Origin of the sequence: Janthinobacterium fluminis (genome assembly GCF_028595325.1) — a bacterium.
GTDB lineage: Bacteria > Pseudomonadota > Gammaproteobacteria > Burkholderiales > Burkholderiaceae_D > Janthinobacterium > Janthinobacterium fluminis.
On record NZ_JAQQXR010000002.1, the window covers coordinates 121,464 to 144,499 of the forward strand.

Annotated in this window: 23 protein-coding genes; 16 read left to right on the forward strand and 7 right to left on the reverse strand. The window is 66.0% G+C overall.

The annotated features are described in order from the left end of the window. Nucleotides 1–135 precede the first annotated feature (135 nt). The 3 genes from fdxA to OIK44_RS06425 all read right to left on the reverse strand — a co-directional run bounded on the left by fdxA (nucleotide 136) and on the right by OIK44_RS06425 (nucleotide 2,545). Nucleotides 136–459 carry a ferredoxin FdxA gene (gene fdxA / locus OIK44_RS06415; protein ID WP_273669903.1) on the reverse strand — a complete coding sequence of 108 codons (324 nt, stop codon included), beginning with the start codon at nucleotides 457–459 and terminating at the stop codon, nucleotides 136–138. 249 nt (nucleotides 460–708) lie between these two features. Beyond that, the gene (locus OIK44_RS06420) at nucleotides 709–999 is read right to left on the reverse strand and encodes a protealysin inhibitor emfourin (RefSeq protein ID WP_273669904.1); all 291 of its coding nucleotides are present in this window, start codon (nucleotides 997–999) and stop codon (nucleotides 709–711) included. A gap of 16 nt (nucleotides 1,000–1,015) precedes the next feature. Further along, nucleotides 1,016–2,545 (reverse strand): gluzincin family metallopeptidase, encoded by a 1,530-nt coding sequence (locus OIK44_RS06425; protein ID WP_273669905.1) that lies wholly within the window; start codon nucleotides 2,543–2,545, stop codon nucleotides 1,016–1,018. 204 nt (nucleotides 2,546–2,749) lie between these two features. Between OIK44_RS06425 and OIK44_RS06430 the strand changes: the two genes are divergently transcribed. The 6 genes from OIK44_RS06430 (at nucleotide 2,750) to OIK44_RS06455 (ending at nucleotide 8,768) form a co-directional block, all read left to right on the forward strand. Continuing rightward, nucleotides 2,750–4,009 (forward strand): putative Na+/H+ antiporter, encoded by a 1,260-nt coding sequence (locus OIK44_RS06430; protein WP_273669906.1) that lies wholly within the window; start codon nucleotides 2,750–2,752, stop codon nucleotides 4,007–4,009. Nucleotides 4,010–4,084: 75 nt separating this feature from the next. Then, nucleotides 4,085–4,369: a polyhydroxyalkanoic acid system family protein gene (locus OIK44_RS06435; protein ID WP_273669907.1), complete on the forward strand. Its 285-nt coding sequence runs from the start codon at nucleotides 4,085–4,087 to the stop codon at nucleotides 4,367–4,369. A gap of 428 nt (nucleotides 4,370–4,797) precedes the next feature. Then, a complete protein-coding gene (proV, locus tag OIK44_RS06440) occupies nucleotides 4,798–6,024 on the forward strand; it encodes a glycine betaine/L-proline ABC transporter ATP-binding protein ProV (protein ID WP_273669908.1) in 1,227 nt (408 codons plus the stop codon). Further along, the gene (proW, locus tag OIK44_RS06445; RefSeq protein ID WP_273669909.1) at nucleotides 6,021–7,115 is read left to right on the forward strand and encodes a glycine betaine/L-proline ABC transporter permease ProW; all 1,095 of its coding nucleotides are present in this window, start codon (nucleotides 6,021–6,023) and stop codon (nucleotides 7,113–7,115) included. Before proV ends, proW begins: the two co-directional genes overlap by 4 nt. Nucleotides 7,116–7,126: 11 nt before the next feature. Further along, nucleotides 7,127–8,158 (forward strand): glycine betaine/L-proline ABC transporter substrate-binding protein ProX, encoded by a 1,032-nt coding sequence (gene proX / locus OIK44_RS06450; protein ID WP_273669910.1) that lies wholly within the window; start codon nucleotides 7,127–7,129, stop codon nucleotides 8,156–8,158. A gap of 118 nt (nucleotides 8,159–8,276) precedes the next feature. Beyond that, nucleotides 8,277–8,768, forward strand: a complete 492-nt coding sequence (locus tag OIK44_RS06455; protein ID WP_273669911.1) for a CCDC90 family protein — start codon at nucleotides 8,277–8,279, stop codon at nucleotides 8,766–8,768. Nucleotides 8,769–8,868: 100 nt separating this feature from the next. Here the strand turns inward: OIK44_RS06455 and OIK44_RS06460 are convergent, their stop codons facing one another. Next, nucleotides 8,869–9,123: an acyl-CoA-binding protein gene (locus OIK44_RS06460; protein ID WP_273669912.1), complete on the reverse strand. Its 255-nt coding sequence runs from the start codon at nucleotides 9,121–9,123 to the stop codon at nucleotides 8,869–8,871. A 176-nt stretch (nucleotides 9,124–9,299) separates the two neighbouring features. On the opposite strand from OIK44_RS06460, the gene OIK44_RS06465 reads away from it, so the two are divergent. The 3 genes from OIK44_RS06465 (at nucleotide 9,300) to OIK44_RS06475 (ending at nucleotide 12,104) form a co-directional block, all read left to right on the forward strand. Beyond that, a complete protein-coding gene (locus OIK44_RS06465; RefSeq protein WP_273670349.1) occupies nucleotides 9,300–10,718 on the forward strand; it encodes a wax ester/triacylglycerol synthase family O-acyltransferase in 1,419 nt (472 codons plus the stop codon). Nucleotides 10,719–10,830: 112 nt separating this feature from the next. Further along, nucleotides 10,831–11,325 carry an RNA polymerase sigma factor gene (locus OIK44_RS06470; protein ID WP_273669913.1) on the forward strand — a complete coding sequence of 165 codons (495 nt, stop codon included), beginning with the start codon at nucleotides 10,831–10,833 and terminating at the stop codon, nucleotides 11,323–11,325. After that, nucleotides 11,322–12,104 carry an anti-sigma factor family protein gene (locus OIK44_RS06475; protein WP_273669914.1) on the forward strand — a complete coding sequence of 261 codons (783 nt, stop codon included), beginning with the start codon at nucleotides 11,322–11,324 and terminating at the stop codon, nucleotides 12,102–12,104. The genes OIK44_RS06470 and OIK44_RS06475 overlap by 4 nt, the downstream gene beginning before the upstream one ends. Before the next feature lie 36 nt (nucleotides 12,105–12,140). Here the strand turns inward: OIK44_RS06475 and OIK44_RS06480 are convergent, their stop codons facing one another. Continuing rightward, entirely contained in the window at nucleotides 12,141–12,350 is a 210-nt protein-coding gene (locus OIK44_RS06480) for a hypothetical protein (protein ID WP_273669915.1), read from the reverse strand. Beyond that, nucleotides 12,350–12,706: an FKBP-type peptidyl-prolyl cis-trans isomerase gene (locus tag OIK44_RS06485; protein WP_273669916.1), complete on the reverse strand. Its 357-nt coding sequence runs from the start codon at nucleotides 12,704–12,706 to the stop codon at nucleotides 12,350–12,352. The genes OIK44_RS06480 and OIK44_RS06485 overlap by 1 nt, the downstream gene beginning before the upstream one ends. Nucleotides 12,707–12,868: 162 nt before the next feature. On the opposite strand from OIK44_RS06485, the gene OIK44_RS06490 reads away from it, so the two are divergent. The 6 genes from OIK44_RS06490 to OIK44_RS06515 all read left to right on the forward strand — a co-directional run bounded on the left by OIK44_RS06490 (nucleotide 12,869) and on the right by OIK44_RS06515 (nucleotide 20,844). Next, the gene (locus OIK44_RS06490; RefSeq protein WP_273669917.1) at nucleotides 12,869–13,840 is read left to right on the forward strand and encodes a YncE family protein; all 972 of its coding nucleotides are present in this window, start codon (nucleotides 12,869–12,871) and stop codon (nucleotides 13,838–13,840) included. A gap of 1 nt (nucleotide 13,841) precedes the next feature. Beyond that, nucleotides 13,842–14,633: a polysaccharide deacetylase family protein gene (locus OIK44_RS06495; protein WP_420213827.1), complete on the forward strand. Its 792-nt coding sequence runs from the start codon at nucleotides 13,842–13,844 to the stop codon at nucleotides 14,631–14,633. Further along, nucleotides 14,630–15,625: a sterol desaturase family protein gene (locus OIK44_RS06500; RefSeq protein ID WP_273669918.1), complete on the forward strand. Its 996-nt coding sequence runs from the start codon at nucleotides 14,630–14,632 to the stop codon at nucleotides 15,623–15,625. The genes OIK44_RS06495 and OIK44_RS06500 overlap by 4 nt, the downstream gene beginning before the upstream one ends. Next, a complete protein-coding gene (locus OIK44_RS06505) occupies nucleotides 15,625–16,452 on the forward strand; it encodes an EI24 domain-containing protein (protein WP_273669919.1) in 828 nt (275 codons plus the stop codon). Before OIK44_RS06500 ends, OIK44_RS06505 begins: the two co-directional genes overlap by 1 nt. Nucleotides 16,453–16,512: 60 nt before the next feature. Next, a complete protein-coding gene (locus tag OIK44_RS06510; RefSeq protein WP_273669920.1) occupies nucleotides 16,513–17,298 on the forward strand; it encodes a competence/damage-inducible protein A in 786 nt (261 codons plus the stop codon). Nucleotides 17,299–17,748: 450 nt separating this feature from the next. Beyond that, nucleotides 17,749–20,844, forward strand: a complete 3,096-nt coding sequence (locus OIK44_RS06515; RefSeq protein ID WP_273669921.1) for a transglycosylase domain-containing protein — start codon at nucleotides 17,749–17,751, stop codon at nucleotides 20,842–20,844. A gap of 73 nt (nucleotides 20,845–20,917) precedes the next feature. Here OIK44_RS06515 and OIK44_RS06520 read toward each other — a convergent pair whose 3' ends face one another. Beyond that, nucleotides 20,918–21,541: a glutathione S-transferase family protein gene (locus tag OIK44_RS06520; protein ID WP_273669922.1), complete on the reverse strand. Its 624-nt coding sequence runs from the start codon at nucleotides 21,539–21,541 to the stop codon at nucleotides 20,918–20,920. A 128-nt stretch (nucleotides 21,542–21,669) separates the two neighbouring features. Here OIK44_RS06520 and OIK44_RS06525 point away from each other — a divergent pair, with 128 nt between their 5' ends. After that, entirely contained in the window at nucleotides 21,670–23,016 is a 1,347-nt protein-coding gene (locus OIK44_RS06525; protein ID WP_273669923.1) for a TAXI family TRAP transporter solute-binding subunit, read from the forward strand. The last annotated feature ends 20 nt before the right edge of the window (nucleotides 23,017–23,036 follow it).

Consider the following 23,036-nt stretch of genomic DNA (forward strand, 5'->3'; position numbering starts at 1 on the left):
TCCTGTCTTTTACGATTTTGATGGGACAGCAGCGCCGGCACCGCCGCGCAGGGCGGCCGCGAGCGGCTGCCTTGCACCGTGCAGTATCAAAGAACCATCCCTGTGTCCGCGTGCTGCGACAGCGCGGGCCCGCTGTTAGCGCACCAGCAGGTGCGCTTTTTCCTTGACGTCTTTGAATTGCTCGGCTTCCGGCAGTGCCGGTTTGGTCTTGGTGATCGAAGGCCAGTTGCGTGCTAGATCGACGTTGATCTTGATGAAAGCCTGCTGGTCGGCAGGCACGTCTTCTTCGGCGAAAATGGCGTTGACCGGGCACTCCGCCACGCAGACCGCGCAATCGATGCATTCGTCGGGGTCGATGGTCAGGAAATTCGGGCCTTCCCGGAAACAATCAACCGGGCAGACATCGACGCAGTCGGTGTAGCGACAGGCGATGCAGGATTCGGTGACAACGTGGGTCATAACAGTCCTATCAATATGGGGTGCTGTAGCGCCGGAAGGGGAAACTGCATCAGCGCTCACTAAAGCAAAGCACCGTATTTTAAGGCAATTCGGTATTTCTCACAAATCGGACTTATATACAATACATATAAGCAAATTCATTTTGTAACCGGATTTGCCGGCGCGGCGCGGCCCGCGCGCCCGTTCGGACGGGGGCTGCGGGCCGATGGCGGGTAAAACCGGCGGCGCCGCGGCGCCGCTGCGCCGGACTTATGCGGCGGCGCGGATCTGCGCCACCAGGTTTTGCCAGCGGGCGCAGGCCGGGCTGCCGTCCTCGACGAAGCTGACCGTGTGCTGGCATCCGTCGGCGCTGACGGTGATGCGCCAGCGCGGCAGGTCGGCGCCGACCACCTCGTCGCCGGCCTCGGCCGGGGCGGCGAAAAAGCCCGTGTCGGCCAGCGCGGCCTCCAGCGCCCGGCCGCGGGCGCTGGCCGCCGTGTCGATTTCATAATGTTCGCCCAGGCCGGCGAAGCCGCCGCCGCTCGATGCCGATATTTTCATGCTTGCTCCATGGTTTTTAGCCCAACTCTTCGCGCACGCCCTGGACCGGCGCGCCGCCGGAGCGCGCCGCGCCGCCATTGCCGCCGCGGGCGTCGCCGCCCTGGTCCGCTCCGGCGTGGCCGTTGCCGCGCAGGCTGCCGCCATAGTCGCGGCACCAGGCGGCCAGCGCCGCGCGCTCTTCGTCGAACAGGTTCTCCGACTCCAGGTATTCGGCGCTGCTCATCGTGCCGCAGCAGGCGCGCCGGTCCTGGCGCGCGCCGGCCTGGTCGGTGATGTGCGCCTGGAACATCATCGGCGCGCCGGCCTCGCCTGTCAACGCGGCGCCGCTGAGCACTTCGCGCAGCGTGAACTGGTTGCGGATGAAGTCGCGGTACTGCGCCGGCTTGCCGTCGGCGGCGGCGATCAGCAGCATCTGGTTGGCGACGTCGGCGTAGGTGGCGGCGATGTCGGGCGCGCCGATGAGCGCGCGCAGCACGAGGCCGCGCAGGTAGTCGCCGACGTGGTGCAGCACGGCCGCGTCGTCCTCGACGGCGGGGCGGCGTTCGTAGGCGAAGATGTCGGCCAGGATGTCGTAGACGGCGCCGGTGAACACTTGCGAGATCGCGTGCACCTCATTGCCCGCCTCCGACAGCTTCAAGTCGTTGTCGGCGTTGCGCAAGCCGTTGGCCCGGCCCAGCGCCAGGCCGAACTGTTCGGCCATGTCGGCCAGGAAGGTCTTGTCGTGCAAATTGGCCTTGGTCTGGGCGATGACGGCTTCCACCTGGTCGAGCTGGGACAGGGCCAGGAAGATGGCCGTCAGGTCGCCGAACGCTTCGTGCAGGCCGCCCGTCTGCGGCGGATTGCTGCTGAGCAGCCATTTCGGCTTCAGGCCGTCGAGCACGGCGTGGCCCGTCTCGTGGGCGACGATGTCGAGGGAGCGGCAGGTGAACACCCGTTCGGTGCCGCCGCTGGGGATGAAGTCGCCGAATTTCAGGGCTTTGTCGTTGCGGCTGTAGAAGGCGTTCATGACGTTCGGCAGGCCGTGCGGGAACACCCGCAGCGGCGCCGTGTTGCTGGCGCTGTTCCATTGCCACGGCACGGGCGCGGCGTTGCCGCCGGAGGCGAGCGCGCGCTGGTACATGCTGAGCGTCAGGCGCACGACGGCGTAGGTGTGGATGGCGTCGAACTGGTCGGTGTTGGGCGAGACGATGAAGTCGCCGAAGGCGTTCGGGTTGACGGGGGCGATGCCCGGTTCGCCAAAGGTGACGCGGGCGTCGCGCGGCCCCTGCAGCACCAGGCCGGGCAGAAAGACCTTGCGCGTGCCCAGGTCGCTGACGGACGGGTCTTGCTTCCAGATCAGCACGCGCGAACCCAGCGGCACGGCGGCCTGCTCGGCCGGCGGCACGGGGAAGCGCCGCGGCTTGCCCGGTTGTTGCGTCAGTTGCACGTTTTTGCGGTGCTGGCGGTACGGCGCCGACGGCGTCGGCACGTAGCTGATGGGGGGCTGCGAGGCACATTTGCTGAGCACGGCCTCGACCTCGACCGGCACAATCACTTTCTGGTCCATATTGTCTCTCCTGGGGAAAGGCGGCGTGACGCCGCGCGGTTGACGCGGCGTCCTACATCAGGCGGTTGCTGCTTGGCGCCACGGCTGGAATTGAAATAGTCCCCCCATGGCCGGCGCGCCCGTTTGAGGTGGCACAAGGTTTGCGGGCGGCGCGCCCGGCCTGTCGTACACTATGCTTGAACCCGATACGCTCAGGAGTAGCACTTGACCCCCACGACGATCCAACTGACCGGCGCGGCGCTGTTTGCCGTCGCCATCTTGCACACCTTTTCGAGCAAATTTTTCGAGCGTCTGGCGCACCGCAGGCCGGCCCATGCCGGCCTGTGGCACCTGCTGGGCGAGGTCGAGGTCGTGTTCGGTTTCTGGGCGCTGGTGCTGATGGTGGCCATGTTCGCCATCGACGGCGCGGCGGCCGCCACGGGCTACATCGACGGGCGCAATTTCACCGAGCCGATGTTTGTCTTCGCCATCATGGTCATCGCCGGCACCCGGCCCATCCTGCGCGCCACGACGGCCGGCGTGCAGCGGCTGGCCGGGCTGATCCCGCTGCCCGGCAGCATGGGCTTTTATGTCGCCGTGCTGGGCCTGGTGCCGCTGCTCGGCTCTTTCATCACGGAGCCGGCGGCGATGACGCTGGGGGCGCTGATCCTGTCGGACGGCGTGTGCGGGCGCGGCATTTCCACCCGGCTGAAGTACGCGACGCTGGGCGTGCTGTTCGTGAATGTGTCGATAGGCGGCACGCTGACGCCGTTTGCCGCGCCGCCGGTGCTGATGGTGGCCGGCAAGTGGGGCTGGGACATGTCCTTCATGCTGACGACGCTGGGCTGGAAGGCGGCGCTGGCGGTGTTCGTCAACGCCGCCGGCGCGGCGCTGCTATTCCGCAAGGAGCTGGCGCGGCTGCCGCTGGCCGTTGGCGGCCCCGGCGGCGAGCCGGTGCCGGCGCCGCTGACGCTGGCGCACCTGGCCTTCCTGGTCGGCGTGGTGGTGTTCGCCCACCATCCGGCGATCTTCATGGGCCTGTTCCTGTTTTTCCTCGGCGTGGCCCAGGCCTACGCCCGCCACCAGGACCGGCTGATCCTGCGCGAAGGCTTGCTGGTGGCGTTTTTCCTGGCCGGGCTGGTGGTGCTGGGCGGCCAGCAGCAGTGGTGGTTGCAGCCGCTGTTGATGAGCATGAGCAGCGACGCCGTGTTCTTCGGCGCCACGGCGCTGACGGCCGTGACGGACAACGCCGCGCTCACCTATCTCGGTTCGCTGGTCGAGAACCTGTCCGACAGCTTCAAGTACGCGCTGGTCACGGGCGCCGTGACGGGCGGTGGCCTGACCGTCATCGCGAATGCGCCGAATCCGGCCGGCATGGCGATTTTGCGCGGCCATTTCGAGCACGCGGCCGTGCATCCACTCGGTTTGCTGCTGGCGGCGACGCCGCCGACGATCGTGGCGGCGCTGGCGTTCCGCCTGCTGTAGCGCACTGGCGCGGCGGCCCTTCAGCTGGCATGATGCCGCCTGGTTCACCACATTTGAGAATAAAAGGATAGTTTGATGGCTGACATTCACATCGTTCAGGAGCACAGCCTGACACCGGGCAAGGCCCGCGAGGCGGCGCAGCAAGTGGCCGACAAGATGGCCGAGGAGTACGACCTGGCCTGCACCTGGGAGGGCGACGTGCTGCACTTCGAGCGCAGCGGCGTCGAGGGTTCGCTGACCCTGGCCCTGAAGCAGGCGCAGATGCACTTGAAGCTGGGTTTTTTGTTCAGCGCCTTCTCGTCCAAGATCGAGCACAAGGTCGCGGAAAACATGCAGAAGGTCTTCGGCGGCGCGGCCTGAAACCGCGCCCGCAAGCGGCCGCGCCCGACCCCAGGATGGGCGCCGCCTTGCTTATCTAGCATAGTTCGGCGGCGATTGCCACTGGACTTTGTTGTTTTTTTGCGCTATACTCGCCACATAATTCACAAGCTGCCACGCAGCTCATTTGCCTCTTGCCAGAGGTAAATCGTCAATTCGGGTTCTGCGCCCGTACCTTCCGCCGACTGTTCGGCCGGATACATCGGCACCGTGTTTTGCACGGCGCCAGCGCGATTCAAACGTCCTAAACCAGCCTCTTTTGACGCGCACGACACCCCCGCCCGGCAACGCTGCCCAGGTCGCCGGTCATACGTGTCACTCCCTTTTTCGGTCGCCCAAGGCGTAGTCGCGCCTGCACGCGCCGCGGCCGGAAGCCCTTCCATTCGTTGCATCGAAGGAGAACCACCAACGTGGCAAAACAAATCATCATCGACCATGTCTTCAAGGTCTTCGGCGACACGCCGCAAGCCGCTCTCGAACTGGTCCGCCAGGGCTGCAGCAAGCAAGACATCCTGGCCCGCACCGACTGTTCCATCGGCGTGTTCGACGCCTGCCTGAACATCGAGGCCGGCGAAATCTTCGTCATCATGGGCTTGTCCGGCTCCGGCAAATCGACGCTGGTGCGCATGCTCAACCGCCTGGTCGAGCCGACCGCCGGCCGCATCCTCGTCGACGGCGAGGACATCAACCTGCTCGACGACGCGCAGTTGCGCGCGCTGCGGCGCAAGGACATCAGCATGGTGTTCCAGTCGTTCGCGCTGCTGCCGCACATCACGGTGCTCGACAACACGGCGCTGGGCCTGGAGCTGGCCGGCGTCGCCCGCGCCGAGCGCCACCGGCTGGCCGCGCAGGCGCTCGAGCAGGTGGGCCTGAGCGGCTGGGGCGCCAGTTATCCGGACGAGCTGTCCGGCGGCATGCAGCAGCGCGTCGGCCTGGCGCGGGCGTTGGCGTCCGACCCGTCCATCCTGTTGATGGACGAGGCGTTTTCCGCGCTCGACCCGATTATCCGCACGGAGATGCAGTCCGAGCTGCTGCGCCTGCAGCAAGTGCGCCGCCGCACCATCGTGTTCATCTCGCACGACCTCGACGAGGCGATGCGCATCGGCGACCGCGTCGCCATCATGCGCGACGGCCAGGTCGAGCAGGTCGGCACGCCCGAGGAAATCCTGCGCGCGCCGGCCAACGACTATGTGCGCAGCTTCGTGCGCGGGGTCGACGCGGCGGCCGTGTTCAAGGCCGGCGACATCGCCCGCAAGAGCCAGGTGGTGGTGGCCGAGCAGCCCGGCCGGGGTTCGCGCGCCGCGCTGAAGATGCTGGAAGACCAGGACCGCGCATACGCCTACGTGGTCAGTCCGGCGGGCGCCTTCCTCGGCGTCGTGTCGGCCGACTCGCTGCGCGGCGCGCTCGACGGCCACGTCGGCCCGCTGGGGCTGGCGCGCGCCTATCTGCCGCAGGTGCAGGCGATCGCCGCCGACGCGGCCGTCAGCGGCCTGTACGGCCAGGTCGCGCAGGCGCCGTACGCGGTGCCGGTGGTGGCCGACGACGGCCTGTTCCGCGGCGCCATCAGCAAGACCATCCTGCTCAAATTCCTCGACCGCGCCACTCCCGCCGCACCGATCCAGAAAGGCCAGCCATGAATCCCGTTCCCGTGACCGCCCCCTTGCCAAGCGCAGCCGTCGTCAATCCCTGGGCCAGCACCGACGTCGGCACGGCCGGCGCCGGCTGGCTCGACGCGCCGGCCGCGCAGGCGCCCGACAGCGCCTGGCGTATCGAGCAACTGTGGGACGGCTCGCTGCCGCTGGAGAGTTGGATCAACGACGGCCTCGGCTGGGTGGTGCTGCATTGCCGGCCTTTCTTCCAGGCCGTGCGCGGGCCGATCGACGGCGCCCTGGGCGGCGTCAATGGCTTGCTGCAAAGCGTGCCCTCGTTCGCCCTGATCGCCTTGATCGGCCTGCTGGCCTGGCAGTTCGCCAGCCGCGCGCTGGCCGTCGGCACGGTGCTGGCCCTGCTGTTGGTGGTGATGCTGGGCATCTGGCCGGAGGCGATGGTGACGCTGTCGCTGGTGTTGACCTCGCTGGCATTCTGCCTCGCCATCGGCCTGCCGCTGGGCATTTTCCTGGCCAGTAGCGAGCGCGCCCAGCGCTGGATGCGGCCGCTGCTGGACGCGATGCAGACGACGCCGGCCTTTGTCTACCTGGTGCCGGTGGTGATGCTGTTCGGCATAGGCGACGCGCCCGGCGTCATCGTCACGATCATCTTCGCGCTGCCGCCGCTGGTGCGTTTGACCAATCTGGGCATCCGCCAGGTGCGGCCCGATTTGGTCGAGGCGGCGCGCGCCTACGGCGCCTCGCCGTGGCAGTTGCTGAGCAAGGTGCAATTGCCGCTGGCGATGCCGTCCATCATGGCCGGCATCAACCAGGCGCTGATGCTCTCGCTGTCGATGGTGGTGATCGCGTCGATGATCGCCGTGGGCGGCCTGGGCCAGATGGTGTTGCGCGGCATCGGCCGCCTTGACATGGGCCTGGCCACCGTGGGCGGCCTGGGCATCGTGCTGCTGGCCATCACGCTGGACCGCATCACGCAGTCGCTGGGCCGGCCGCGCCGCGGCGCGCACCGCTGGTGGCAGCGCGGTCCGGTCGGTTTGCTGTGGCGCCTGGCGCGCACGGTGCGCGCGGCCGCCACGCGGGGCGGCGCCGCGGCGCCGGCCCTTATCCCTACAGCGCAATGAAAGGAAGAACGATGAAGAATCAAGCAAAACATGTTCGCGCCATGCTGGCCGGCGCCGTGCTGGCGCTGGGCCTGGCAAGCGCCGTCTGTGCGGCCGACGCCGGCGCCGATGCTTTGCCCGGCAAGGGCATCAAGGTGCAACCGCTGCAAAGCTCGATCGCCGAGGAAACCTTCCAGACCCTGCTGGTCAGCCGGGCGCTGGAAACGCTGGGCTACGAGGTGCAGGCTATCAAGGAGGTCGAGTATCCGACCGCCCACATCGCCATCGCCAACGGCGACGCCACCTTCATGGCCGTGCATTGGGACCCGATGCACAGCGACTTCTACAACAGCGCCGGCGGCGACGCCAAGCTGTCGCGCAGCGGCGCCTATGCGGGGCCGGCGGCGCAGGGCTATCTGATCGACAAGGCCACGGCCGACAAGTACAACATCAGCAATATCGACCAGTTGCGCGACCCGACGCTGGCCAAGTTGTTCGACGTCGACGGCGACGGCAAGGCCGACCTGACCGGTTGCACGCCGGGCTGGGGTTGCGAGCAGGTGATCGAACACCAATTGAGCGCGTTCAAGCTGCGCGAAACGGTCAACCACGTGCAGGGCAGTTACGCGGCGCTGATCGCCGACACTATCGGCCGCTACCAGCGCGGCCAGCCTATCCTGTATTACACGTGGACACCGTACTGGGTCAGCGGCGTGCTGCGTCCGGGCGTCGATGTGGTGTGGTTGCAGGTGCCGTTTTCATCGCTGCCGGGCACGCAGTCCAAGCTCGACACGCGGATGGCCGACGGCAGCAATTACGGCTTTGCAATGAACACGGCGCGCATTGTCGCGAATAAACAATTTGCCGAGCAAAATCCGGCGGCGGCGAAGCTGTTCGAGGTGATGCAATTGCCTGTGGCCGACATCAACGCGCAAAACCAGCGCATGCGCGACGGCCAGGGCACGGCGAAAGACATCGCCCGTCACACGGACGCGTGGATCGAGTGGCACCGGCCGATTTATGACAGCTGGATTGCGCAGGCGTTGGCGGCCGCCAAAAAATAGCCGGCGGCGCCGCAAACCTTGCATGGCGGTCCGGGGTGCTTTGACGCAGATTGGTTTTCGAGGGACTGGGGATGGCATGCGCGTGTGGATCTGCTAACCTTGATGGAAGGAGGCCGCCATGGCGAAAACATTCGATTCGCTTGCTTACGCGCGTGCGCTGGAGAGCGCCGGCGTTCCGCCTGTGCAGGCGGAAATCCACGCCAGCAGTCTACGCGAAGCATTGGAACCGATGGCTTCCTTTTCAGAACAATTGCACTTGCTCGAATGCCGGATCAACACGAAAAACGACGCGTGGGAAGCCAGGCTGCTGCAGAAAATGAGCGAGATGGAGCACAGCCTGCGCAGCGATTTTAAGGCGCTGGAGCGTAAATTTGAGGTGTTGGAGCGCAGATTTGATGAGCTGAAGCACGAGTTTGAGATGTTGAAGCACGAGTTTAAGTTACTTGAATTGGGTGTTAAAGCCGATTTCAAGGAACTTGTCGCTCATTTCGAAGCAAGAGAGATACGTATTATGGCGGCCGTGGATAGTACAAAGGCGCTGATGAAATGGATGATGGGAGCCGTTATCGCCATGTATATTCCCATCCTGGTCAAGTTGTTCCTACCCTGATAAGGCAAGCCGGGAAACCCCTGGGGGCATTCCCAGCCTTTTTTCGCCGGCTTGAATCTACTCGCGCCGAGTTCGAATACATTCAAGCCCCGGCGCGCACTTAATCCTTCAGATCGGCGATCAGGTCGATATATTGCTGTTTTGCGTCGTCGTTCGAGGTGCCGGCCAGGGCGGCCCAGGCGTCGAACTTGGCGCGGCCGACCATGTCGGTGAAGCCAGGGCGATCGCCGCTCGCGTCGCCGGCCGACGCCTGTTTGAACAGCGCGTAAATCTTCAGCAAGGTCATATTGTCCGGACGCTCGGACAGGTTCTTGGAGTCAAGCTGCGCTTGCTCGAATTGCTCTTGTAAACTCATAAACACTCCTGTTGGCTGAAAAATGTTGCTCTGTTAATGTTGCTAGAGTAGATATACTAGAATCTTATCGCATCAAATTGATTCCTGCGCGACATAATAGAACCAAACGCCCGCCAATCTATAGAGGAGATGCTCGAATGTTGTCCACAGCCGTGTCGGCCTTCAGCCGGAGAAAGATGTCCACCGTCGACACCGCATGGCTCCGCATGGATTCGGATAGCAACCTGATGATGATTGTCGGCGTCGCCATGCTGGACAAGCCGGTCGGCACGGACGCGTTGAAGCAGGCGCTGACGGCCCGTTTCCTGGCCTTTTCCCGTTTTCGCAGCCGGGTCGTCAGCGACCTCGCCGGCAGTTGGTGGCAGGAGCAGCAGGTCGATCTGGATGACCATGTCGTGCCCGCGCGGCTGGCGTCGCCCAAGTCCAGGGGCGGCAGCAACAAGGCGGCGCTGCAGCGGATGGTGGGCGCGCTATCGCAGCAACCGCTGGCGCGCGACAAGCCGCTGTGGCAGATGCATCTGGTCGACAATTGCGTCGGCGAGGACGGACGGGTGCGCCAGGCGCTGATCGTGCGCATTCACCATTGCATCGCCGACGGCGTGGCCCTGGTCGGCGTGTTCATGTCGATGTTCGGCAGCGACATCGGCGTCGCGCCGGCGCAGCCCAGCCCGCACGCGGTCGTGGCGGCCGAGGAAAATCCGTGGGCGCAGATCCTGATGCCGATGACGCTCACCAGCGTCAAGGCGATCGACCTGTCGTCGACCCTGTTCATCAAGTCGATGTGCCTGTTCAGCGAGATGGACAAGCTGGGCGGGAAAATTGCCGGCCTTGCCCAGGCGGCGGGGCAGTTGGCCGTCGATGCCGTCAAACTGACGACGATGGGCGAGGATACGCCGACGCGCCTGAAGGGCCAGCCGAACGGCAAGAAGCATGTGGCGTGGAGCGAGCCGCTGCCGCTGGCCGAGGTGAAGGCGGTCGGCAAGGCGTTCGGCTGCTCGATCAACGACGTGCTGATGGCCAGCGTGGCCGGTGCGCTGCGCGCCTATCTGCGGGCGAAGGGCGACGCCGTCGGCGCAGATTGCGAGGTGCGCGTGATGGTGCCGGTGAATTTGCGCAAGGCCAGCCGCCAGCAAAGACTGGGCAACGCCTTTGGCCTGGTGCCGCTGGTGCTGCCGGTCGGCCTGGAAGATCCGGTCGCGCGTCTGCTCGAAGTGCGCCGGCGCATGGACGACTTGAAGGGCGGCTACACGGCGCTGGTGGCGATGTCGGTGCTGGGCGTGCTGGGCGCGGCACCGAAGCCGGTGCAGAACGATATCCAGAATTATTTCGCCAGGAAGGCGACGGCCGTGATGAGCAATGTACCCGGCCCGCAAGCGCCGCTGTATCTGGCCGGCAGCCAGCTCGACCAGGTGATGTTCTGGGTGCCGCAGTCGGGCGACATCGGCGTCGGCGTTTCCATCCTCAGCTACAACGGCGGCGTGCAGTTCGGCATCGTCACCGACGACGCCCTGGTCACCGATCCGGACAATGTCATCAAGCGTTTTGCGCCCGAGTTCGAGAAGCTGGTGATGCTGGCGCTGATGGGCGAATGGTAGGCTGGGCTTTCCTGGTAGCCAGGTGCGGGCGTGTGCGCGGCGCCGGCATGACAGGATGATAGTATAGGAGGTCGGTATTCCATTCACAGCCTGTATTGTTTATCTACCATTCATGACGCCAACGACCGTACCGCTGCGTGCCGATATCGCTGCCTTGCTGCCGCGTATGCGACGTTTTGCCCGCATTGTGTGCCGCAGCGGCGACGACGCCGACGATCTGGTTCAACTGGCCATCGAGCGGGCGCTGAAAGGCGGCGCGCAGTGGCAGGCGGACGGCCGGCTCGACTGCGCGATGTTGCGCCTGATGGTGCAGGCGCGCGGCGACCAGTTGCATGGCCGGGAGCGCGGCGAGCCGGCGTTTGCGGCCGAGCCGGCTGGCAGCGCCGCCGGCGAGGCGCTGCAGCCGGACATGGCGATGCTGTGGGCCGTCGCCCGGCTCAATGAGGCGGAGCGCATGGTGATCGGTCTGGTGCTGGTCGACGGCCTGTCGTATCAGGCGGCGGCGCAGGTGCTGGAGATCGCGCCCGCCGCGCTGGGCGGCCGGCTGCTGCGGGCGCGCGACGCCTTGCAGCGGCGCTTGTCGGAGCAGGCGAGGGAAATGCCATGACGTTTTCCGACGAGACACTGATGGCGTTCGCGGACGGCGAACTGGACGAGGCCAACCGCCACGCCGTCGAGGCGGCGCTGCGGCGCGATCCGGCCGTTGCGCACAAGGTGGCGCAATTTCAGGCGCTTCGCGTGGCCGTGTGTGCCGCGTATGCGCCGGTGCTGGAGGAAACATTGCCGCCGCGCCTGCTGCGGCTTTTGCGCCCGCTTCCCGCCGCCAAGGTGGTGCAGCTGGACGCGGTGCGTGCGGCCAAGGGCGGCCGTAGCGCGCCGCCGGCCAAGGCCGGTGCCGCGTGGCGCTGGTCGTGGATAGAGTGGACGGCCGTGGCGCTGGCCCTGGTCGCCGGCGTCGGCGTGGGGCGTTTCATTTTGCCGGACTGGGCGGCGGACCGCGAGGCGGCCGTGGCCGGCGCGGACGGCGCGCTGATGGCCCGCGGCGAATTGGCGCAGGCGCTGTCGGAGCAGACGGCGGGGATCGGGCCGGTCGGTGCCAAGGTGGCAATCGGTATCAGTTTTGTGTCGAACCAGGGGGTGTATTGCCGCAGTTTTGTCATGGACGGCGCGGGGCAGGATCTGGCCGGCCTGGCGTGCCGCAGCGGCGCGCAGTGGGCGATTCCCGTGCTGCTGCAGCAGACGAAGCGGGCCATGCCGGCGGATCGGCAGTGGACCATGCAGGAGGCGCCGTCGGCCGTGCAGGAGGCGATCGAGCGGCGCATCGACAGCGCGGCGCTGGACTCCAAGGCGGAGCAGGAGGCCTTGCGCAAGGATTGGCATCGTTGACGCCAAAGCGGGGCAGCGCCCGGGCGGCGCCGCGGGCTAGTCGGCGGCGCCGAGCACGGCGCCGCCGACCTTGACGGCGCCCTTGCCGACGGCAACGGTGGCGTCAACAGCCGTCGAGGCCACCGCGACACCGGCGCCGGCTACCGTGGTGGTGACCGCGACGACGGCGCAACCGCCCAGCGCCGGCAGCACTGCCGCCAGCAGCAGCGCCTGGCGCGCCACAGTCATCGCGGTGGCCTTGGACATTACACGCCCAGTAGTTCGACGTCGAAAATCAGCGTGGCGTTCGGCGGGATCGCGCCGCCTGCGCCGCGCGAGCCGTAGCCCAGTTCGGCAGGGATGATCAATTGGCGGGTGCCGCCGATTTTCATGCCTTGCACGCCTTCGTCCCAGCCCTTGATGACGCGGCCGGCGCCCAGCGGGAATTCGAATGGGTCGTTGCGGTCTTTGCTCGAATCGAATTTCGGGCCTTTGCTGCCGTCGTCGTTTTGCAGCCAGCCGGTGTAATGGACAACGACGTTCTGGCCGGCTTGCGCGACGGCGCCTTCGCCGACGGTGACTTCGATGTATTGCAGGCCGGAATCGGTGGTGATGGTGGACATGGTTTTCCTTGTGTGTGGGGATTCAGCCTCGATTGTAGAGCAAGCAGTGGCAAAGCGCTATGCGGCGGCGCCGCGCGGCCGCGCCAGAATTGTCGGCGATAAATCCAATCGTGTGGCCGTTTGCACGTAAAATAGCCTTTTCGTACTTTCAAGCGATTATTCATGCTCCGCAGTCTACGTCGTATCGTATTTTCCAGTGTCTGCGCCATCTCGGCCCTGCCGCTTGCGCAGGCCAATGTCGTGGTGATCCTCAATTCGCGCGACGCCAGCGTCCAGTTGTTGGACCAGAACACCTATGGCGCCCTGTCCTCTATTCCAGTGGGCAAGGAACCGCACCATTTGATGGAGACGCCGGACAGCAAATCGCTGATCGTCGCCAGTTCCGTCGGCAACGAGCTGATTTTCCTCGACCCGAAGACGGGCAAGGAGCAGCGCCGCATCAAGGACATCCTCGACCCTTACCAGATCGGCTTTTCGCCGGACCAGAAATGGTTCATTTCGAATTCGCTGCGCCTGGACCGCATCGACCTGTACCGCTACGACGGCAGCGCGCTGACGCTGGCCAAGCGCATTCCGCTGCCGAAACTGCCTAGCCACATGGCCTTCAACGCGGCCAGCACGATGGCCTTCATCACCCAGCAGGGCAGCGACCAGGTCAGCGCCATCGACCTGGCCACGCAAACGCTGAAGTGGACGCTGCCGGTCGGCAAACTGCCGGCCGGCATCGCGATGACGCCGGACGATAAGTATCTGCTCGTCGGCATCATGGGCAGCGACTACGTCGAGGTCATCGACTGGCGCGCGCAGAAAACCGTCAAGCGCATCAAGGCCGGCGCCGGCACGCACAATTTCCGCGCGCTGGGCGACAAGCGCCACACCTTCGTCTCGAACCGCGTCTCGAACACGATCAACATCATCGACCAGCAAACGCTGGAAAATGTCGGCACCATCAATGTGCCCGGCGGCCCGGATTGCATGGAAGTGACGGCCGACGGCAAGACCATGTGGGTGACGCTACGCTGGATCAAAAAAGTGGCCGTGATCGACCTGGCCACGCGCAAGGTGATCAAACTGATACCGGTCGGCCGTTCGCCGCACGGCGTGTATTTTGCCAACCATTCGCCGCGCATTTAATTTGCGCGCCGGCGCATTCGCCTGCGTGCTGGCGGCGGCCCTGCAGGCGGCCGCGCCCGCCGGGGCGGCCGGCGCGGCGCCCGCCTGCCACGGCACGATTTACCTGAGCTTCGACACCGGCAGCCAGTCGCAGGCCGAGCTGATCGCCGCGACGCTGGCGCGCCACCGCGTCAAGGCGACGTTTTTCCTGGCCAACGAAAAGACCACGCGCGGCGACTATGCGCTGGACCCGTCCTGGGCCGCGTACTGGAAGGCCCGCGTCGCCGAGGGCCACGCGTTCGGCTCGCATACCTTCGACCACGTTTACCTGCAGGGCGATGCGGCCAGGGGCATGATCGAGGTCAAGCCCCAGTTCGGCAGCCATGCGGGCGAGAAGCTGAGCTGGAGTCCGCAGCAGTTTTGCGACGAGCTGAAACGCGTCGACCGCCGTTTCGAGGAACTCACCGGCGGCAAGCTCGATCCGCTGTGGCGCGCGCCGGGCGGGCGCGTGTCGGCGCGCACGCTGGCCGCAGGCAAGGCGTGCGGCTACGCCCACGTGGCCTGGGCCAAGGCCGGTTTTTCCGGCGACGAGCTGTCCAGCGAGGCCTATCCGAACCCCGTGCTGCTGCGCAGGGCGCTGGCCAATTTGCGCGACGGCGATATCTTCGTCGCCCACATGGGGATCTGGTCGCGCAAGGCGGCGTGGGCGCCGGCCAACCTGGAGCCGCTGATCGTCGGTCTGCAACAAAAGGGATTTTGCTTCGCCACGCTGCGCGCACATCCCGACTATCAACCCCTTTTCAAACGCCCATGATGCAATTTTTAATCGACGTTTTCGGCACGGCCCAGGGCTATTTGTTCGAAACCGTCATCCAGCCCCTGATTTACCATTTCGGCTTCGGCGAGTTCACCGAGGAAGCGTTCGAGGGCACCGAGTGGCTGCTGATCGGCGTCTGCGAGCTGCTGTTGCTGTTCATCGTGCTGCGGCCGTTGGAGGCCTGGTTGCCGGTGCACAAGTTCACCGACCCGCGCGCGCGCTGGAACGACTTCGTCTACACGGTGCTGCACCGCATCGGCCTGTTCCCCGTGCTGATCTTCTTCACGCTCGACCCCTTGATGGACCAACTGGCCGGCGCGCTGCGCCTCGACGGCTTCCATCCCGTCAACCTGGAAACCTTCTGGCCCGGCATTAGTCCAATTGCCAGCTTCGCGCTGTATTTCGTCGTGCTCGATTTCTTCGATTACTGGTATCACCGCGCCTCGCACCTGTTCAACTGGTGGTGGGGCTTGCACAGCCTGCACCACAGCCAGCGCAATATGAATTTGTGGAGCGACGACCGCAACCACCTGCTCGACGATCTACTGCGCGACGTCTACATGGCGCTGATCGCCCTCGGCATCGGCGTGCCGCCCGGCCAGTACGTGTTGCTGGTGTCGGTGTCGCGCATCCTGCAAAGCTTGCAGCACGCGAATGTGCGCATCCATTTCGGCCGCATCGGCGAGCGCCTGCTCGTGTCGCCGCGCTACCACCGCATGCACCACGCGATCGGCGTCGGCCACGAGTCGACGGGGCAGGGCAGCCTGGGCGGCTGCAACTTCGCCGTGCTGTTGCCGGTCTGGGATATCATTTTCCGCACCGCCAACTTCACGCCGGAATTCGCCGCCACCGGCGTGCGCGGCCAGTATCCGTATATCAACCGCGCCGGCCTGGCGATTCCCGGCCGCGACTACGGGCGCGGTTTCTGGCGCCAGCAATGGCTGGGTTTGAAACGCATGGTGGAATATATGAGAAAGACGCCCGACTGATGCGCGCCGTCCTGAACGCCTATGGCCGCGCGCTGCAGGCCCAGTTGCATGGCCGCATGCTGTTGCTGAGCATTATCCCCTTCGTGCTGTCGGTGGCGCTGTGGCTGCTGATGCTGTGGCAGGGCTTGCAGCCGCTGGTCGACAGCCTGCACAGCCTGTTCGCCGAGCACGACGGCTTCCGCCTCAGCGGCAGCGTGCTGGGCACGCTCGGCCTGGGCGCGCTGAAGACCGTCATCGTGCCCTTGATCGCCATGTTCCTGCTGCTGCCCTTGATGGTCTTGACGGCCCTGCTCTTCATCGGCGTGGCGGCGATGCCGGCCATCGCCCGCCACGTCGGCGGCCGGCATTTTCCCCGGCTGGAGAAAAAGCGCGGCGGCGGCTTGCTGGGCAGTCTGGCGACGGGCGCCGGCGCCTTCCTCGTGTTTGTGCTGGGCTGGATCGCCACGCTGCCGCTGTATTTTTTCCCGCCGCTGGCCATGCTGGCCCAGGCCCTGCTATGGGGCTGGTTGAGCAGCCGCGTGATGGCCTATGACGCGCTGGCCGACTACGCCAGCGAGGACGAGCGGCGCGCGCTGCTGCGGGCGCACCGCCGGCCCCTGCTGGCGATCGGCGTGGTGTCGGGCGCGGCCGGTGCGCTGCCCGGTTTGCTGTGGCTGGGCGGCGTCATGTCCGTCGTGTTCTTCCCCTTCCTGGCGGCGTTCGCGATCTGGTTGTATGTGCTGATCTTCATCTTCACCGGCCTGTGGTTCCAGTATTATTGCCTGGACGCGCTGGCGCGGCTGCGCGGCGCCGCGCCGGTGCAGGATGCGGTGGCGGACGGGGCCTGATATGGCGCTCGTCTCAACGGCATCGAATTGCATACTTTTTCATATCAACTCAAGGCGGCTATGGCTATCGGATTGATCATCATCGGCGACGAAATCTTATCGGGCAAGCGGGTCGACCAGCATTTCGCCAAGGTCGTGCAACTGCTGGGCGCGCGCGGCCTGCAACTGGGCTGGGCCGAGTACCTGGGCGACGATCCGGCCCGCATCACGGCCACGCTGCGGCGCACCTTCGCCGGCGGCGACATCGTCTTCTGTTGCGGCGGCATCGGCGCCACGCCGGACGACCACACGCGGCAGGCCGCCGCCGACGCGCTGGGCCGCCCGCTCGTGATGCATGCGCAGGGCAAGGCCAATATCCAGCAGCGCATCGTGCAAATGGGCGCGGAGACGGGCAAGACGGTGGACCTGGCGTCGGCGGAAAACCTGCACCGCCTGAAAATGGCCGAATTCGCCGAGGGCGCCGAGCTGGTGCCCAATCCGTACAACAATATCGCCGGCTTCGCGCTGGGCACGCACTATTTCATGCCGGGCTTCCCCGTGATGGCCTGGCCGATGATCGAATGGGTGCTCGACACCCACTACCCGCAGCTGTTCCACCGCACCCCGCGCGCCGAACGGGCCGTGCTGGCGTTCGAGGCGGCCGAGTCGGCGCTGACGCCCCTGATGGTGGCGCTGGAAACGCAGTTCCCGCTGGTGAAGGTGTTCAGCCTGCCGAGCGTGGGCGACGCCGGCACGCGCCGCCATATCGAGCTGGGCGTGAAGGGCGAACCGGCCCAGACGGCGGCCGCCTTCGCCGTGCTGTGCGCCGAACTGGCACGACTGGAGGTCGAGTTCACGCAGATCTGAGGACGCCGGCGAACGGCCGTCGCCGGCGCGCCCGGGCGGCGCTCCCCCACGGCGGGGACGCGCCGTTGTTTTTTTGCGAAAATCCCAACTGAAGCACGTTTTTTATACGCGCCACCCCGTTGCCGCAGCCCCGTTGTGGTGGAATGGTGGCGAAGCGCTCACGCCGCACCGCATCTGTGCCGGGTTCGCGCCCGGGCGATGCGGCTGGAGTTTTACTGAACCCCGATCACTGAATCACGACTGACCGGTTTGGACACCTATGGGCACCTCTGAGAACCCGTTGCGCGCTGCGCTGCGCCGCGCCGCCGCGTCGGGGATGCCCTTATGTTGAGCAACCGCCGTTTTCGCCGGCCCCGCATGGTGGTCCGCGCCGTGCGCAAGCTGCGCGCCGGCGCGGCCGCGCTGCGCTACGGCAGGGAACGGCCAGTCACCCCTATGAATTTGCATCTTATGACACAAACAAGCGCACATCTGGCCCACGCCCAGGCCGCCCCGGTGCCGCCGGAATCCCCCCAACCAGCGAAACGCAGCAAGGCCGGCCTGATCGTGCTGCTGGTGCTGCTGGTGTTGCTGGCGCTGTTGGCCTGGTGGGCCGTGTACGAAACCCGCACCTCGGCGCTGCAGGCGCGCTTCTTCTCTAACCTGGCCGCCAAGCTGGAATACAAGGTCCAGCCCGGCCCCAGTCCGGCCGCGGCGATCCGCTTTCCGCAGGACAGCCCCTACGACGAGCGGCTCGGCTACGCCAACCTGCCCGACTTCATCGGCAAACTCAATGCCCGGGATTACCAGGTCGCGGCGCAGGCGCGCCTGTCGCCGAAGATGGTGGAGCTGGCCGACATGGGCGTGTTCGCCACCTACCGCGAAAAGACCAAGGTCGGCCTCGACATCCTCGATTGCCGCAGCCAGCCGCTGTTCAAGGCCAGTTACCCGGAGCGCTCCTACGCGAATTTCGACGACACGCCGCCGATTCTCGTCAACAGCCTGCTGTTCATCGAAAACCGCGAATTGCTCGACCCGACCCATCCGAAGCGCAACCCGGCCGTCGAATGGGACCGCCTGAGCAAGGCCATCCTCGACAAATCGCTGAACACGCTGGGCGGCCACCGCAGCGGCGGCGGCAGCACGCTGGCCACGCAGATCGAGAAATACCGCCATTCGGCCGAGGGGCGCACCAACTCGATGCAGGACAAGCTGCGGCAGATGGTGTCGGCCTCGCTGCGCGCCTACCAGGGCGGCGAGGACACGACGGCGGCGCGGCGGCGCATCGTCGTCGACTACCTGAACACGGTGCCGCTGTCGGCCAAGCCCGGCTACGGCGAGGTGAACGGCATCGGCGACGGCCTGTGGGTCTGGTACGGGCGCGACTTCGCCGAAGTCAGCCGCGAGTTGAAGGGCAAGCTCGACCAGCCCGGCAGCGCGCTCGCCTACAAGCAGGCGCTGAGCCTGCTGATCGCCCAGCGCCGCCCCTCGCACTACCTGGGCGCCGGCGACGCCGACCTGGAGGAGCTGAGCAACAGCCACCTGCGCGTGCTGGCGCAGGCCGGCGTCATCTCGGCGCAGCTGCGCGACGCCGCCATCGCCGTCAAGCTGGTGCCGGCCGCCGCGTCCGGCGTGCAACTGGCGCAGGCCACCTCCTTCGTCACGCGCAAGGCCTCGAACGCCGTGCGCACCCACCTGGCCGGCCTGCTGGGCGACTCGCGCCTGTACAACCTCGACCGCCTCGACCTGAGCGTCGTCAGCACGCTCGACGCCCAGGCGCAGAAGGACGTGACGACGGTGCTGCGCGAGCTGCGCGACCCGGAAGTGGCGAAGGCGGCCGGCCTGACCGGCAAGGGCATGCTGGGCAACGGCGACCCGGCCAACGTCGTCTACAGCTTCACGCTGCTGGAAAAGGGCGAGAACGTCAACCGCCTGCGCCTGCAGACGGACAATTTCGACCAGCCCCTGGACATCAACGACGGCGCCAAGCTCGACCTCGGCTCGACGGCCAAGCTGCGCACCCTGGTCACGTATATGGACATCGTCGCCCAGTTGCACAAGCGCTACGCCGGCATGGACGCGGCCGCGCTGGGCAAGGTCGGCGTCGACCCGAAAGACATGCTGTCGCAATGGGCGATCGCCTACTTCAAGGCGCTGCCCGGCGACAAGGGGCGCGACTTGCCGGCGATGCTGCAGGCGGCGCTGGAGCGCAAATACTCGGGCAACCCGGGCGAGGGCTTCTTCACCGGCGGCGGCGTCCACCACTTCGGCAACTTCTCCAAGCTCGACGACAGCCGCATTTTGACCGTGCGCCAGGCGCTGCGGCAATCGACCAACCTGGTCTTCGTGCGCCTGATGCGCGACGTCGCGCGCTTCTACATGTTCCAGACGCCGGGCTCGTCGGCATCCCTGCTGGCCGACGCCGACGACCCGCGCCGCGCCGCCTACCTGAGCCGCTTCGCCGACAAGGAAGGGCGCGAATTCCTGCAGCGCTTCTACCAGAAATACAAGGGCAAGAGCGGGGCCGAGCAAGAGAAGGTACTGCTCGGCAGCATACACCCGACCCCGGTGCGGCTGGCGAACATCCACCGCAGCATCGCGCCGGAAGCCAAGCTGGAGCAATTTAGCGCCTTCCTGAAAGACAACCTGCCGTCGCAAAACGAAGTGCCGGCCGAACGCGTCGCCAAGCTCTACGAGCAATACGCGATCGACAACTGGTCGCTGGCCGACCGCGGCTACCTGGCCAACGTCCACCCGCTGGAACTGTGGATGGTCGGCTACCTGCGCCAGCATGAAGGCGCGACGCTGACGCAAATGGTCGCCGCCAGCGACAAGGAACGCCAGCAAGTGTACAAATGGCTGTTCTCCACGCACCGCAAGCACGCCCAGGACAGGCGCATTGCCGAATTGCTGGAACTGGAAGGCTTCCTGGAAATCCACCGCCAATGGAAAAAGATGGGTTATCCCTTCGACTCGCTGGTGCCGTCCTACGCGACGACGCTGGGCGCCTCGGCCGACCGTCCGGCCGCGCTGGCCGAACTGATGGGCATCATCATCAACGGCGGCGTGCGCAAGGCCAGCCAGCGCATCGAATCGCTGCACTTCGCCGCCGGCACGCCGTATGAAACGCTGGTCAAGCGCAAGCCCAACAGCGCCAACGAAGCCGTGCTGGCGCCGGAAGTGGCGCGCGCCGTGGCCGACGCGATCCGCGAAGTGGTGTCGGACGGCACGGCCAAGCGCGTCAAGAGCGCCTTCCTCAAGGCGGACGGCAGCATCATCCCCGTCGGCGGCAAGACCGGCACGGGCGACCAGCGCTTCGACGTCTACGGCGCCGGCGGGCGCCTGATCGAATCGCGCTACGTGAACCGCTCGGCGACCTTCGTCTTCAACATCGGCGAGCGCTTCTTCGGCAGCATGACGGCCTATGTGCGCGGGCCGGACGCGAAAAACTACGACTTCACCAGCGCGCTGCCGGTGCAACTGCTGGCCGTCCTGGCGCCGAAGCTGATGCCGCTGATCGAACCGCCGGCGCAGACGGCGGCCGCGCCGCAAGCCTGCGGCGGCTGATACCGACAACTGGGGACAGACCACGATTTCCGGGAAATACTTTCCCGGAAATCGTGGTCTGTCCCCGGCTGTTTCAGGGCAGGCCGTTGCGGCCGTGCTCGATGAAGCCGGCGCGCTGGCTCAGGCGTTCGTAGTAGGCGGCGACGGCCGGGTAGTCGGGCCGCTTCATCGGCGTCATGAACCAGCGGTTGACGGATAGCCCCAGCACGACGTCGGCCAGCGTGAAGGTGTTGCCGCTCACATAGTCGCTGCCGTTCTGTAAATGGCGTTCGAGGATGGCGGTGTGCTTGACCCAGTTGGCCAGGCCGGCTTCCAGGTCGGCCGCGTTGCGGTGTTGCGGGCTGTCGCGCACCAGCGCCATGAAGGCGTAGCGCCAGGAGTTGTTCAGTTCGCCCGCCTGCCAGTCCATCCACTTTTCCACCTGCGCGCGGGCTTGCGGCGCCGTCGGCAGCAGGTCGTGGCGTTCGTGCCGCCCGCACAGGTAGCGGCAGATCGTGTTCGATTCCCACAGCACGAAGTCACCGTCCTTGATGACGGGCACCAGGCCGTTCGGATTCAGGCGCAGGTATTCCGGCTCGCCCGTCGAGCGAAAGCCCGCACCCCAGTCTTCGCGCTCAAACGGCAGGCCGATTTCGGCGCAGGTCCAGAGCACTTTGCGGACGTTGATGGAGGATGCCTTGCCCATTATTTTTAACATAAACATTCCTGTTTTATTAACATTATTCCACTGTACCTGAATTGTCGCCGCCGCGCTGCCCTGAACGGGCTTGCATAGTTGCGTATTTGTTGGCATGGTGTCAAGCCATGAAACCTATGCGCCATACCATGTCCAAAATTCTGACGTTCACGCGTTTTTCCGTGCGCGACTTGCTCGTCACCGCCGGCCCCACCGTGGCCGCGATCGCCGCCATGTGCGCCATCGCCTATCTGCTGGTCGACCCGGCGCCGCCGCGCAAGGTGAGTCTGGCGACGGGGCAGGAAAACAGCGCTTACGCCGAGTTCGGCAAGAAATATGTCGCCGCGCTGGCCAAGCACGCCATCAAGGTCGCGCCGCAGCCCTCGCTGGGCTCGCAGGAGAATTTGCTGCGCCTGAACCAGGGCGCCGTCGATATCGCCTTCGTGCAGAGCGGCTCGACCGAGCAGGCCGAGGCCGAGCGCAAGGGCTTGATTTCGCTGGGCAGCCTGTTCACGGAGCCGCTCTGGCTGTTCATGCGCGAGGAAAAGGCCGTCACGCAGTTGACCGGCCTGAAGGGCATGAAGGTCAATCTGGGGCCGGAGGGCACGGGCGTGCCGCGGCTGTTCAAGCAGGTGCTGGCGGTGAACGGCGTCGAGGCCGGCGACCTCGGCATAGGCGCGCTGGAAAACACCCCGGCCACGGTGGAGCTGCTGGAGGGGCGCATCGACGCCCTGGTGTTCAGTTCGGCGCCGGAAGCGCCGCTGATCCAGATGCTGCTGCAAACGCCGGGCATCCGCCTGTTCGACTTTGCCCAGGCCGAGGCCTACACGCGGCGCCTGCCCTTCCTGAGCCATGTGACGCTGCCGCGCGGCATCGTCGACCTGGGGCGCGACTTGCCGGCCCAGGATTACCAGTTGATCGCGCCGACGGCGACGCTGGTGGCGCGCGAAGACTTGCATCCGGCCCTGATCGATTTGTTCGTGCAGGCGGCCGCGCAGATCCACGGCGGCACCGGCTGGTTCCAGCAGCAGGGGCAGTTCCCGTCGGCGCGCTACACGGAAATTCCCGTGGCGCGCGAGGCGGCCAAGTTCTACAAGGATGGCGCGCCCATGTTGCAGCGCTATATGAGCTTCTGGCTGGCCAATTTCTTCGACCGCATGTGGGTGCTGGTGGTGGCGCTGGGCGCGCTGATTTTGCCGCTGTCGAAGGTGGTGCCGCCGCTGTATGTGTGGCGCATCCGCTCGCGCGTCTACCGCTGGTACGGCCAGTTGCGCAGCGTCGAGCAGGCGCTGGAAACGGCGCCGCAGGAGCGCCGCGCCGAGATTTACGCGGCGCAGTTGCAGCGGCTCAAAGAGATCGAGGAAATGGTCAACCAGATGTCGATCCCGCTGTCGTTCGCCGACGGTCTGTACGGCTTGCGCAGCCACATCAATTTCGTGCGCCAGCGGGTGTTGAGCCTGATGGCGGGCGGTCCGGCCGAGGCGTCGCCCGAGTGATGGCGGGACGGCGCCGAGCC

Bases quoted from the DNA above. Each gene is read 5' to 3' on its own strand.
- fdxA (WP_273669903.1), bottom strand. From the start codon at position 459: ATGACCCACGTTGTCACCGAATCCTGCATCGCCTGTCGCTACACCGAC.
- OIK44_RS06420 (WP_273669904.1), bottom strand. From the start codon at position 999: ATGAAAATATCGGCATCGAGCGGCGGCGGCTTCGCCGGCCTGGGCGAA.
- OIK44_RS06425 (WP_273669905.1), bottom strand. From the start codon at position 2,545: ATGGACCAGAAAGTGATTGTGCCGGTCGAGGTCGAGGCCGTGCTCAGC.
- OIK44_RS06435 (WP_273669907.1), top strand. From the start codon at position 4,085: ATGGCTGACATTCACATCGTTCAGGAGCACAGCCTGACACCGGGCAAG.
- proW (WP_273669909.1), top strand. From the start codon at position 6,021: ATGAATCCCGTTCCCGTGACCGCCCCCTTGCCAAGCGCAGCCGTCGTC.
- proX (WP_273669910.1), top strand. From the start codon at position 7,127: ATGAAGAATCAAGCAAAACATGTTCGCGCCATGCTGGCCGGCGCCGTG.
- OIK44_RS06455 (WP_273669911.1), top strand. From the start codon at position 8,277: ATGGCGAAAACATTCGATTCGCTTGCTTACGCGCGTGCGCTGGAGAGC.
- OIK44_RS06460 (WP_273669912.1), bottom strand. From the start codon at position 9,123: ATGAGTTTACAAGAGCAATTCGAGCAAGCGCAGCTTGACTCCAAGAAC.
- OIK44_RS06465 (WP_273670349.1), top strand. From the start codon at position 9,300: ATGTCCACCGTCGACACCGCATGGCTCCGCATGGATTCGGATAGCAAC.
- OIK44_RS06470 (WP_273669913.1), top strand. From the start codon at position 10,831: ATGACGCCAACGACCGTACCGCTGCGTGCCGATATCGCTGCCTTGCTG.
- OIK44_RS06475 (WP_273669914.1), top strand. From the start codon at position 11,322: ATGACGTTTTCCGACGAGACACTGATGGCGTTCGCGGACGGCGAACTG.
- OIK44_RS06480 (WP_273669915.1), bottom strand. From the start codon at position 12,350: ATGTCCAAGGCCACCGCGATGACTGTGGCGCGCCAGGCGCTGCTGCTG.
- OIK44_RS06485 (WP_273669916.1), bottom strand. From the start codon at position 12,706: ATGTCCACCATCACCACCGATTCCGGCCTGCAATACATCGAAGTCACC.
- OIK44_RS06490 (WP_273669917.1), top strand. From the start codon at position 12,869: ATGCTCCGCAGTCTACGTCGTATCGTATTTTCCAGTGTCTGCGCCATC.
- OIK44_RS06500 (WP_273669918.1), top strand. From the start codon at position 14,630: ATGATGCAATTTTTAATCGACGTTTTCGGCACGGCCCAGGGCTATTTG.
- OIK44_RS06505 (WP_273669919.1), top strand. From the start codon at position 15,625: ATGCGCGCCGTCCTGAACGCCTATGGCCGCGCGCTGCAGGCCCAGTTG.
- OIK44_RS06510 (WP_273669920.1), top strand. From the start codon at position 16,513: ATGGCTATCGGATTGATCATCATCGGCGACGAAATCTTATCGGGCAAG.
- OIK44_RS06515 (WP_273669921.1), top strand. From the start codon at position 17,749: ATGACACAAACAAGCGCACATCTGGCCCACGCCCAGGCCGCCCCGGTG.
- OIK44_RS06520 (WP_273669922.1), bottom strand. From the start codon at position 21,541: ATGTTAAAAATAATGGGCAAGGCATCCTCCATCAACGTCCGCAAAGTG.
- OIK44_RS06525 (WP_273669923.1), top strand. From the start codon at position 21,670: ATGTCCAAAATTCTGACGTTCACGCGTTTTTCCGTGCGCGACTTGCTC.